This is a genomic window from Ruminiclostridium papyrosolvens DSM 2782, from assembly GCF_029318685.1.
Taxonomy (GTDB): domain Bacteria; phylum Bacillota; class Clostridia; order Acetivibrionales; family DSM-1351; genus Ruminiclostridium; species Ruminiclostridium papyrosolvens.
The window spans coordinates 3,986,309-3,999,255 of the sequence record NZ_CP119677.1 but is presented as its reverse complement, the minus strand read 5'-3'; the positions used below and the strand labels follow the sequence as shown (position 1 = coordinate 3,999,255).

Genomic DNA, 12,947 nt, shown 5'->3' with positions numbered 1-12,947 from the left:
GTTTCTTTTTACGAAAAGTGGGGGATAAAATGAAGACGTTTGTTTTTTGTGGACAAGGCTCACAAATTGTTGGAATGGGTAAGGATTATTTTGATGAGTTCACCGAGTTAGTGAAAGCAGCAGATAATATATTGGGATATTCTATTAAAGACCTGTGCCTATATGATGAGAATAAACAACTCAATTTGACTAAATATACTCAACCGGCATTATACGTAGTTTCAGTATTGGAATATCTGCATAAAAAGAATTTGGGTGAAATACCGGATTATCTGATTGGTCACAGTATAGGTGAATATGCCGCCCTTTATGCTGCAGGAGTATACTCTTTTGAAGATGGCTTAAGGCTCGTTAAAAGAAGAGGAGAATTAATGTTTGATGAAAAAGGGGGTGGCATGGCAGCAGTTATAGGTTTATCAGGAGAGCAAGTTCAAAATATCATTGATAACAATAATCTCAGTGCTATAGATATAGCAAACTATAATTCAATGACACAAGTTGCTATATCAGGTCCGGCTGATATTGTAGAAAGCTGCAATGAGATTTTTACCAAGGGAGGCGCAAGGGCAGTAATGCCTTTAAAGGTAAGTGGCGCTTTTCATTCAAGATATCTTAGAAATGCTCAAAATAAGTTATATGAGTACATGAAGGATTTTAAATTTAATGATCCGAAAATTCCTGTAGTAGCTAATTTGACTGCCAGACCATATGAAAATAAAAAAGTTAAAAACACTCTTATTCAGCAATTATCCAATTCAGTACAATGGGTTGAAAGTGTAAGATATCTGTTGGCAGATAATATGGAGTTTATTCCTATTGGCCCGGGTAATGCAACAATTAATCTTGTAAAGAGTATTCAGTCCAATATGTCTCCGCTTAGTGAACAAGAAAAGCAGACTAGAAAAATACAAATAGATTATGATATTGATTTTGAAGAATACACAAAGCAAGTGGAAGTAAAAGAGACAGCTTTGGGATGCAAAGAATTTAGGGACACCTATAAAACCCGGTATAATTACGTGGTTGGAGGAATGTGTTCAGGTATTTCCGGCGTGGATTTAGTAACGGCGGCTTGCAACGGAAAGCTTTTGAGCTTTCTTGGAACCAATGGTTTGACCATGGATGAGGTAGAAAATAAAATTTTGCAATTAAAGTCAAAAGTACATAATGACACTTTATATGGCATTAATATAACAAAAGATTATTCCCAGCCTCACATATTTACAGATTTATTAAGGCTATGTTTAAAACATAATGTAAAAGTTGTAGAGCTATCTAATGTTATGGCGATAACAAAAGATTTAGTTTTATATAGAGTTAAAGGAATGCAGTTTAATGGTGCTCAAGTAACCGGCGGTAACCGCATATTAGCTAAAATATCTCAGTCATATATGGCGCGGGAGTTTATGTTGCCGGCTCCGGTAGACATTTTAGAGGAGTTATTATCAGAAAACTCCATAACGAAAGAGGAATACAGTATTGCGCTGCAAATTCCAATGGCTGATGATATTTGTGTTGTTGGTGATGTTGCTTTTGAAACGGAGAGAAATAATCTTCTTACATTTTTACCGGAAGTATTGGCAATAAAAAATGAAGTAGTAAACAGCAACAAACTTATAGTGAATTCACGTATAGGAGTGGCCGGTGGAATTGGTTCACCAACGGTTGTTAGTACATTGTTTAACATGGGCTCGGATTTTATTCTGACAGGCTCAATTAATCAATGCACAATAGAAGCTGACGTTGCGGATTTAATAAAGGAGCAGCTGGCACAAATCACAACATATGATGTTGGCTATGCTCCCTCTGAAAGGTTATTTGAGTTAGGAAAGGAGGTACAGGTTCTAAAGAAAGGAATATTTTATCCTGCTCGTGCAAAAAAGCTTAAAAATATTTATGACTTTGTTGACTCAATTGATATGATTCCAAGTGATATAGCACAGTACATTGAAGAAAGATTCTTTAACGCAAAACTTGAGAAAGTATATGAAAATATTATATCAAAGGGCTTTAGTGAAAAGAGGCTGGAACTCGCAGCTAAGAACAGTAAATACAAACTATCACTGGTTTTTAAGGAATATTTAAAAGAAGCGTTTAATAAAACTAGAAAAATGAACATGACTCAAGATGATTTGGTTAACTCTGTCATTTATTGCAGTAAAGCAATGGGTTTGTTGAATGAAGAATTGAAAAAAACTGAGTATTCTTTATGGCAAAACAGAAGTGTTGTTAAAATTGCTGAATACTTGATGGGTTGATACTTTTTTAATTGAGGTACGAATAATAAAAGATAAAGGGGATTACTATGGGTAAAGATATCGTTGTAATTAAAGGGTTAACCAAAGATTATTCTTTGGGTAAAACAAAAGTAAATGCATTGAAAAAATTAGATTTGACTATTAAACAGGGAGAATTTGTCGCGTTATCGGGTGTTTCCGGAAGCGGTAAGTCAACATTGCTGAATATTATCGGATGTTTGGACCAGATGACATCCGGTGAAGTAATTATTAATGGCCAATCTATAGCAAAATTAAAGGACAAGGAATTAGATAAGTTACGTCTCTATACATTTGGATTTGTGTTCCAGTCATTTAATTTATTATCAGTTTTATCAGTAGAAGAAAATGTTGCTTTGCCTCTTTCACTATTGAAGGACATATCAAAGAAGGAAAAAGCAGAGCGAGTTGCTTATTTCGTAGAAAAAGTAGGTTTGGACAAGTATAAAAAGCATAAACCATATGAATTATCAGGTGGTCAATGTCAGAGAGTCGCTATTGCCCGGGCATTAGTTACAAAACCTCAAATCGTTTTAGCTGATGAGCCAACTGCGAATCTTGATAAAGGAACCGGTACAGAAATTGTTGATATTATGCAAAAGATAAATAAAGAAGAAGGTACTGCGTTTATATTTTCTACTCATGACAGTAAAATTGTTGACAGAGCATCAAGAGTTTGCTTTATGGAGGATGGATTAATAAAACAGGAGGAATATAGATGATTACGATAAAATTAGCATTTAAAGATATTTTACATGATAAAATGCGGGCGTTATCTCTATTTTTCTTCATTTTCGTAATAACAATTACCTTGGTTCTTAGTACAAATGTATTAGGAACAGTAGAAAGTAATATGCAAAACTCCATCAGAGATTGTTTTACAGGTGATGTTATTATTCGTTCAGGCGAGTCAACTAAGGGTGAAATTTATTCTTGGAATATTGATGCTGTTAATGAGGTAAAGATTAAAGGTGATGATGCAAAAAAACAAATTAGTGTTTTAAATGATTTGTACAGTAAAGGTGATGTATCCGGACGTATTAGATACAACGGAATGGTATCAATGCATTTAAAGTCTGAAATGGCTATGTTTATTGGCCTCGATGCAAATTATAATGCTTATAAGGAGTCCTTGCAATTAATAGAGGGTAATTACTTGTCCGCAAATGAAGGTAACGGAATTCTTATGACTAAAGCAATTGCAGAGGCTTTAGGAGCTAAAGTAGGCGAAACTCTCGTGGTAGATGCCACTGCAGAAGATGGAAAAGTTATTTCAAAGGAATTAAAGGTAATTGGAATTGCAGAAATGAATTCATTATCATTTTTTAATATTCCTATTATTTACTTAAATTTAGATGATGCAGAAAAATTATTTGGCTATGGCAAAGGTGAATTGACAGATATCGTTATAACACCAAACAAAGGTGGAAGTGCACAGACACAAATTAATAAAATAACTGATAAATTCAATAGTCAAGATATTAATGAAAGTACATACACTATACAAAAGGGAAGAGAATTAAGCGGATATATAATGGATTTTGTAACAATATTCAGTCTGATGTTCATAGCTTTAATTGTTATATTATTTATTATCATAGGTATTCTTGTAATCAATCTGATAGTCATGATAGGAATTCAAAGAAAAACAGACATTGGAGTAATGAAAGCCATAGGTTTTAGTAAAAGAAAAATAGCGGTCATATATTTTTGCGGAATTATGCTTGTATCAATCTTGGCATTGCTTTGCGCAACACTTGTAAGTTTTATTATCTTGAGCATTCTTTCGAATGTTGGTATTACAAATATAACAGGACTAATGAGAAATATTTTCGGCCAGAATTTCTATCCATCTATTAAGTTTGGTAATACATTTACTGTTTTAATTACTGCAGTAGTGGTATTGGGGATATTTTCATACGTACCATGCAGGAAAATTGCTAACTTAAATCCAGTAGATGCATTTAAAGAAAATTGAGGTGACATTTTATGTTAGAAATAATGAAAATAGCTTGGAAAAATGCTCAGAAAAATAAAAGAAAATCAATTTTTGTTTTTATAGCAGTACTTTTTAGTATATTAATTCTTCTAATATCCAGTGCATTAACAAACGGGATGGTCAAAACAATTAATTATAACTATTTGCAGGTGCAATCAGGACATATCGTAGCTATGTGGAAAGCTCATTATAATCTTAGTCCTTTTTTGCCGGGTAAGTTTTTAAATCCAAACACATCAAAATCATTTAACTATGAAGAGGATGAAAAAAACATTGCTGCTGCAAAAATACTAGATGATTTTCTGGCAAAAAACAGCGACAAAGTTGATTTCGCTGCGAAAATTATCAGGCGTTCGGTAAGCTATTCAGTTGGAAGCAATAGCTATGCTACTATTTTATATGGTGTAACAAAAGAAGATGCAGATAATCTGAATAAATCAAAAGCTGTAAATTTAGTAGATGGAAAATGGCCTGCTAAGTTAGGCGAGATAATGATAAGTGAAGACAGACTTCAAAAAGGTAATTTAAAACTTGGTGATTCTATAAAAATTGAATCCTTTGACATCTCAAATAAACCTGTTTCACAAAGCTATACAATTGTAGGGGTCTATGGAGATGGAGCAGAGTATAACGGATATTTTGGATTTATGACAGATCAAAGTGCAAAAAAATTATTCAATATGCGTGATGATATGTATGATATGGTAAAAATATATCTTAAAGACATCAACGATTCGAAAGAATTATCAAAAGAATTAGATAAGGCCTTATTAGTAAAATCAGATGTACTGCGTGCACAGGATTGGTATGATGCCGGTTTGTTTTTCACCAGTTTATCACCAACTTGTAAAATTATTTATCAATGGTTTGTAGTAATACTGTTGCTGATTATTTCTGTGGGACTAAAAGCTATCATCAGATTAAATATTGTATCTTCCATGAAAGAATTCGGAATTATGAGAGCAATTGGTTTTAGCAAAAGAAAGTGTTTTGGAATTGTATTTTTAGAACTTTTCTATATTTGCTGTACGGCAGCGGTTGTTGCAATAGGAGTTGCATTAGTTATAGTAAATGTTGTAGCAAGTAACGGGATTTATATAGGGCCTAGTGTAATGACAAATGCATTTGGCGGAGAATACCTATACTTAATCTTAAATGCATCTGATTATTTATTTGCAAGTGTAGTTATTATTGTTTTTTCAATTCTATGTACACTTGGGCCTGCACTAAAACTATGCAGACAAAAAATTATTTCTCTATTAAGAAAAGTTGCGGTAGTTTAATTTATTAGGTCAGTGAACTGATTACAAATTAGGTGGTGGAAGATATGAGAAAGGAAAGTAAATGCGGTAACGAAATAGCAATTGTCGGATTATCATGTATGCTACCACAGGCGAATGAAGCGGATGAGCTTTGGGATAACATTGTTGGAAAGAAAGATTGTATTGTAGAGATTAGTAAAGAAAAATGGATGGAATCAAATTTTTTTGACAGTAATATTGATTCCAAGAATAAAATAAGTAGTAAGTGGATTGGAGAGGTAAGTGCTTTAAAGGAATTTGATAATAAGTTCTTTAGCATCTCTCCGGCAGAAGCGGATAATATGGACCCTGACCAGAGAGCACTACTTCAAGAAACGTGGAAGTGCATCGAAGATTCAGGGATTTCCCTGAAAACGTTAAGAGAGAAAAGAACCTCCGTTATAGTTGGGACAGCTGAAGTTGACACTTTTGAAAATCAACATATGCCCGGTAATGAGATAAATGAATTTTCCGGAAAAGGTATGTTTTTATTCATGATTGCAAATCGCATATCCTGGTACTTTGGTTTTTCCGGTGAGAGTAAATTAGTAGAAACCGGATGCCCGTCAGGTATGTGTGCATTAAATGACAGTGTTAATTTACTTAAGCTGGGTAAAAGTGATTTTGCTGTTGTAAGTGGTATTAATACCTTCAAAACTTCCCATATGTTAAAGCTGATGTCAAAAAATGGCTTGTTTAGTCCCGATGGAAAATGCAAGACATTTTCAGCTGATGCAAACGGAATCGTAGTAAGTGAAGGAGTAGTTTCACTTCTTTTGGCGCCTTTATCCGTTGCAAAGGAAAATAACTGTCACATATATGGAATTATTGAGAATACAGCTGTTAACCATTCAGGAGAAACATTTTCAATTACTGCACCCAAACTATCTGCACAAAAAGACTTAATTCTTAATGCGTGGAAGGGACTGAAGTTCTCTCCGGATACCATCAATTATATAGAAACACATGGTACCGGAACCAGCTTAGGTGATCCTATTGAGATTGAGGCATTAAAGCAGGCCTATGAAAAAGTCACAGATAAGAAGAATTTTTGTTGGATTGGTTCAGTTAAGCCAAATATTGGTCATTCACTGCCCGTATCCGGTCTTGCCGGAATAGTAAAAGTATTAAAAATGTTTGAGCATGGGGTAATTCCCGGACAAATTAATATATCTGAGATAAATCCTTTAATTAGTATTGAGGATTCTCCGTTTAATATTACTACAGAAAATGTATCTTGGCAGCCTGATGAGCAAAAGTTACCCTTGCGTGCAGGGGTAACTTCATTGGGATTTGCAGGTGTTAATGCACATGTAGTTCTGGAACAATATATAGAGGTGGAGAAGGAGTCCTGTGTTTCAGAACCTTCAAAAAAGTATCCCATAGTATTTTCTGCTAAATCAGAAGAAGCTTTAATCCACCTGTTAGAAAAGTGGGACAACAAAATTGAAAAGCTTGAAAGCAATAATAGCATTAGAGATATTTCTTTCACCTTGTGCAGCGGAAGAGAGCAGTTTAAGTACAGAACCGCCTGCATTGCAGAGGAAGGCTCAAAGTTAATTGATTGTATAGAACGATTAAAAGAAGACATCCATGAGGTGTCTGATAATAAATACTTGCTGGATATTTCTTTTATTAATGAAGATTTTGTTAATAGAATAGTGGAGCTTGTTAGGAATAATACTTGTTTTGAAACTGAATTATTAGCTATTTCTAAAAGCTTAAATATATCAAAAAAACAGGTATATAACCCTGAATATTATCCTTCAAAGCACACATTTGACCTGATTATGGCAACAGCATATATTAAAGGTCTGTTAAGCCTTGCTGATAATTTTGAAGGTATTTATGTAGAAACACAAGACAATAAATTATTAGCATTAATGATTGCTGATGTAATAAATATTGAAGACGTTATTTCGTATCTGGACAATAAAGAAAATGCAAAAATTATCATTACAGGTAAACCGAAAATAATAGTCAATTTCAATAATAAAACTTTACTTACTAAAGAAGTTATAACGGACAAGTATATAACCTGCCTGTTTGCTGAATTATCCTTAGAATTTAAGCAATCTGACATATCCAAAACAGAAGCTTCACTACAATGGTTGAATAATATCAGATTATTATATAAGAATCAGAGAACGTTTAATAAATTTATCCATGAAGCAAGCAAATTTATTGAATTTGATGATTTCGATTTAGGCGAATTTATCAGTGCTGAGGAAAATAATCCTGATGACATTAAAGACAATAAATTGAGATTTATGGTTTTAGTTGCTATTAACATTGCAATTAAAAAATTATATAAAAAATGGTCATTGATACCGCCAAATGTTTTTGCAGATGATAGAGTGAATGAAATAAGTGAGCTAGTCATAAATGGCTATTTTACATTTAAAGAAATGTGTGAATTATATGTAAAGGAGTCGGGCAAAAAGTGGCAGGGGCCATTTAACCATACTTTAGAGGATATTCTGTTAATAGAAAAAAGTAATAGTATAACAGCATGTGAGAAATATAGCATCTTTACAGGACTTAAAGATATAAATACAGTGGAAAAAATTTTAGCGGATATATGGTTGAAGGGTGCAAATATTGATTGGAAAAAAGGTCTGACTTTCAAAAAATGCAAATTAGTATCATTACCAACATACTGCTTTAACAAAAAAACATTTAAATATATAAAGCAGAACATTATAGAGTCTGAGTCAGAGCAAGATGAGCTGCAGATAAAAGTGCTGGATTATAAACCATCGAGCTTAGATGTAATGGATAGTTATAGTGAAAAGCAAAGACTTTTAGTGTTTTCCAATATTGATAAAAGCAACTTTGAAGGGTTCGATGCTAAAGAATTGGTTTATGTTAAGGTTAGTGACTCTAAAAAAGCACAGATGGATGAATACTCGGTTCAGCCGGAGCTGCTGGAAGATTCTTTTTATATATTCAACAAATTAGAGCAGATGGAATACGTGCCTGATGTTATACTTGTTGCCCTAAATGATTCAGAGGAAATAAGGAAAACAAAAGATTATGTATTAAGTACATTTATATTTGCTGCTAATCTGGCAAAATGTTTAATTCAGAAAAATAAATTTTCCGGGAAGCTATTATTTAGTTCGATGGGAAATGAAAGCGGAATGTATAGTGAAGGTTTAACAGCATTTTTTAAAACATTGCATATTGAATATGAAAATCTTTATTTCAGAAATATCATATGTTATGAACAAACAACAAGTGATTTTGTTTCAGTTCTGAATAAAGAGATAAACTATTTTTCTTCAAGTGAGTATAAAGTTACATATAGAAAACTGCAAAGGACAGTCCAAACATATACTGATTACCAACCTGAAACTCAAATACCATATCTGAAAGAAAATGGTACATATATCTTGTTAGGTGGTTTTGGAGAAATTGGTAAGGTAATTGCAAAGCATTTAACTGAACAGGCAAATGTAAACCTTATATTGTGCGGGCGTAAACCCGAAAATGATAAAGTAAGGGAGTTCATTAATCCCCTTAATCAAGGAAGTACAAGGGTAATTTATAAATCTGTTGATATATCAATCAAAGAGCAGCTACAAGGATTAATTGACAATGTAATAAATGAGTTCGGATATATTACTGGAATTTTTAATATGACAGGATATATTGAGCCCGGGTTCCTTGAATCCAAGGACAACGGCTTTTTAAGAAACGGAGTCAAACTAAAAGTAGATGCAACAGTTTTTCTTGATGAAATAACGAAGGATATTAACTTGGACTTTTTTGTAAATTTTTCGTCTGTTTCAGCATTAGTTGGCGACTTCGGATTAAGTGAGTATGTATATGCAAACTGTTTCTTTGATGAATTTATCAGTAAAAGAGAAAAATTAAGAAAAGAAGGTAGGCGCTGTGGTAATTCTATATCCATCAATTGGCCATATTGGCAGGATGGCGGGTTGCGAATGGTTGAAAAGGATGCCAGCAGATTTTCTTTAACGACAGGACTTTCTCCACTGTTAAACAAAGATGCAATAACTGCCTTCGACAGCATTATGAAAAGCAATGTGTCATTACAATGTTGTGTGCTTTTTGGAAAAGATAAAAAAATGAATGACTATCTGGAAAGCAAACTCACATTACCCACGATATTGCAAAAAAACATAAACCTATCTTTGGATAACAGTTCTGATATAGACGTTAAAACAATAGTAGAACAGTACCTGACAAAGGTAATAGCCAAAGAGTTAAAATTGAATAATGATGATATTGATTTGGAAGATGGCTTTCAAAGTATGGGAATTGATTCTATACTAATCCATAAATTAAATCGTGTATTATCAGCTGATTTTTCAGGAGTTTCATCCACGATATTTTTTGATTGTAAAAATATCGATGAAATGGTGAGCTACTTTGTGCAAACATATTCAGAAGAACAATTAAGAAGCATTTTAGCTCCAGAGAATAATTCTATTATAGAGAGCAAAATCAGTTGCGAATGTGTAAAACCAAGCAGTATTCAAATTAATAAAAAGCATTTGGAAAGTGAGTTACAGACAGCAGATTCCGCTGAGTGTGAAAGCAAGGATATTGCAATTATCGGGATGAGCGGACGTTTTCCAATGGCAAAAAGCATTGAAGAATTCTGGATGAATCTGATTACGAAAAAAGATTGCGTATCAGAAATTCCGGAAACAAGATGGAATGTAGAAAATTTCTATGATAATGAAGCTAAAAATGCGTATAAAGGGAAAATGTCTTCTCGCTGGGGTGGTTTTATTGAAGATGTAGACCAGTTTGACCCAATGCTGTTTCAGATATCACCTTTAGATGCTGGAAATATGGACCCTCAGGAGCGTATTCTTTTAGAAGTGGTGTATGAAGCATTTGAATATGCCGGATACACGAGGAAGAGAATTCAGGAGAAGGTAAAAGGCAATGTTGGTGTTTTTATAGGAAATACTACAAATGGCTACCGACTGCTAATTGAAGATGAGATGGTAAAAGGCAATTTCGGAACACATCAGGCATTGCCATGGTCAATTGCCAATAGAGTTTCTTACGTATTTGAATTAAACGGTCCAAGTTTTATAATTGACTCTGCCTGCTCTTCCTCATTAAACTCCATTGTTGTAGCTGTTGACAATATAAGAAACGGTAAATGTAAGATGGCTATTGCAGGGGGTGTCAACTTACACATACACCCGTCTGAGTATGTTTTAAGGAGTCAGCTAAGAGTATTATCACCCAAAGGTAAGTGTCACAGCTTTGGCAGTGAAGCAGACGGATATGTACCCGGGGAAGGAATCGGAGCAATTATTCTTAAACCATTAAGTGATGCGGAACGTGACGGGGATAATATTTTGGGCATTATCAAGGGGGTAGCCTCAAATCATGTGGGGCATCCAAATGGCTATACAGTACCCAGTTCAACTTCTCAGGCAGAAGTTATAAAGACTGCTATTGATGATGCAGGTATATCTGCAAGAGATATTACTTTTATAGAAGCACACGGCACAGGAACAATACTGGGAGATCCAATAGAAATAAACGGGTTGAAGTCAGCGTTCAGCAACTATACGCAGGATAATCAATTTTGTGCAATAGGAAGTGTAAAATCAAATATTGGGCATTTAGAAGGTGCAGCGGGTATAGTGTCAACAATTAAAGCTGTATTACAACTCATGAACAGAGTTAAGATTCCATTAATTAATTGTGACACTCCTAATCCCAGAATTTCTTTTGACGACAGCCAATTTTACTTGCAAAAAGAGCTAGAGCCTTGGACAACTTATAATGATAAATTGGTTTTGGGAATAAGCTCTTTTGGTGCTGGTGGTTCTAATGCGCATATTCTTATTCAAAACCATGAGGATAATAGAAAGCGTTTACAAGCAAGAGAGATTCCTCAAGTGCCTGTTCTGATTTCCGCAATGAATGATGATGGAGTACACAAATATGTACAGAAATTCCTTCATTGGCTTGGCGAACAAGAGGCAGAGAATAATACATTGGATATTAGTGATATTGCCTATACTACGCAAGTTGGGCGTGAACTTCTGGATTCACGAATATGTGTATTGTGCAGCAGTGTTAATGAACTAAAGGCAGGTCTAATGAATTTTTTAAGTAATAAACCATGTACTTATGTGAAGACTCATATGACCGCTGATAAAATTACAATTACAAAGAGTGAAAAAAATAAATATGCGATTATGGCGCAAACTGCCATAACAGCCGGAAATGTTGAAGAAATCGCTAAATTTGCTATTTTGGGAATAAAGATTGATTGGGAACAATTTAATCGTCTTCAGAAAGGTTTTATAATTATGCTACCAACCTATGTTTTTGACAATCATCGGTATTGGCTGAATTTTGAAGAAAACAGTGATAAAGACACTGATTTTTATATAAAAAATAATAAATCAGAATTAGCATTTTTAATTGATGCCAATATTTCTACCATTGAAAATCAAAGGTTTACCAGAACTATTCACAGTAATGAATTCTTTATAAAGGACCACGTTATTGATGGACAAGCTATATTACCGGGAACTGCTATAATCGAGATGGCAATTGAAGCCGGAAACTTATCCTTGCCCAAGCATTATATAAAGTCTTTAGAAGACATTCATTTTCATAAAGCTATTGAAGTTAGTGAAGAAGCTGTTGAATTGCAGATTGATATAATACCTGAAGATTATTACATTGGATTTAAAATATATATTTGCAAAGAGGATGAACGAATTTTAAGTGCAGAAGGTAAATTAATAATTGATAATGACACTGACGCTAATAATATCTTTGAACTTCCACTGACTGAGAACTTAGTACAGGCTGATTCAGAGGAGTATTACGCATGGCTTGATACATTAGGCTTTAACTTTAAGAATTCCTTTAAGTCAATTGAAAAACTATTTGTCAGTCAGGATTTAGTAATGTCAGTAGTTTCAATTACTCAAACTGAACAATTTGAGGGTAGGGGTAAAAATTGTACATTATGGCCGCCGTTGATTGACGGTGTTTTGCAATCCACCTTTAAGCTTGTTGAAAATCATACAGAGAAAGGCTGTTTATCATTACCGGTTTCTATTGGCAAATTAATAATGCATGAATCAACGAGAAGCAATTTAATCGCTCTGGCACAAAAAAGCAAGAATTGTAAGGAAGAGAAGGGTGAATTTATTTTTGATATATACATACTTAATGAAAATGGAAAACTGGTGATGGAAGTTCAGGAATACCGATTGGTTAATGTAAAAAAGGCAAATCATGTTTCCAAAAAGTATGAGGATACGGATGATTTAATACAGGAAGTTATACGCAGAATTAAAAGTGGTGAAATTGATAAAAATATGCTTCTAAATCTAAAGCTGTTGGAGTAAA

At 33.8% G+C, this 12,947-nt stretch carries 5 protein-coding genes; all 5 read left to right on the top strand.

What is annotated here, in order from left to right:
- The first annotated feature begins 29 nt into the window (after window positions 1-29).
- The 5 genes from fabD to P0092_RS17745 are packed head-to-tail and all read left to right on the top strand — an operon-like array spanning window position 30 to window position 12,946.
- Window positions 30-2,258 (top strand): ACP S-malonyltransferase, encoded by a 2,229-nt coding sequence (gene fabD / locus P0092_RS17765; RefSeq protein WP_004615869.1) that lies wholly within the window; start codon window positions 30-32, stop codon window positions 2,256-2,258.
- Between the two features lie 47 nt (window positions 2,259-2,305).
- Complete coding sequence (locus P0092_RS17760) at window positions 2,306-2,998, top strand: ABC transporter ATP-binding protein (protein ID WP_004615871.1); 693 nt, start codon at window positions 2,306-2,308, stop codon at window positions 2,996-2,998.
- Complete coding sequence (locus P0092_RS17755) at window positions 2,995-4,254, top strand: ABC transporter permease (protein WP_004615874.1); 1,260 nt, start codon at window positions 2,995-2,997, stop codon at window positions 4,252-4,254. The genes P0092_RS17760 and P0092_RS17755 overlap by 4 nt, the downstream gene beginning before the upstream one ends.
- A gap of 11 nt (window positions 4,255-4,265) precedes the next feature.
- Window positions 4,266-5,558 (top strand): ABC transporter permease, encoded by a 1,293-nt coding sequence (locus P0092_RS17750; RefSeq protein ID WP_276186982.1) that lies wholly within the window; start codon window positions 4,266-4,268, stop codon window positions 5,556-5,558.
- Window positions 5,559-5,602: 44 nt separating this feature from the next.
- A complete protein-coding gene (locus P0092_RS17745; RefSeq protein ID WP_004615878.1) occupies window positions 5,603-12,946 on the top strand; it encodes a beta-ketoacyl synthase N-terminal-like domain-containing protein in 7,344 nt (2,447 codons plus the stop codon).
- Window position 12,947: the final 1 nt, after the last annotated feature.

Excerpts from the sequence above, each read along its gene's own strand:
- P0092_RS17750 (WP_276186982.1), top strand. The coding sequence starts at position 4,266 with ATGTTAGAAATAATGAAAATAGCTTGGAAAAATGCTCAGAAAAATAAA.
- fabD (WP_004615869.1), top strand. The coding sequence starts at position 30 with ATGAAGACGTTTGTTTTTTGTGGACAAGGCTCACAAATTGTTGGAATG.
- P0092_RS17760 (WP_004615871.1), top strand. The coding sequence starts at position 2,306 with ATGGGTAAAGATATCGTTGTAATTAAAGGGTTAACCAAAGATTATTCT.
- P0092_RS17745 (WP_004615878.1), top strand. The coding sequence starts at position 5,603 with ATGAGAAAGGAAAGTAAATGCGGTAACGAAATAGCAATTGTCGGATTA.
- P0092_RS17755 (WP_004615874.1), top strand. The coding sequence starts at position 2,995 with ATGATTACGATAAAATTAGCATTTAAAGATATTTTACATGATAAAATG.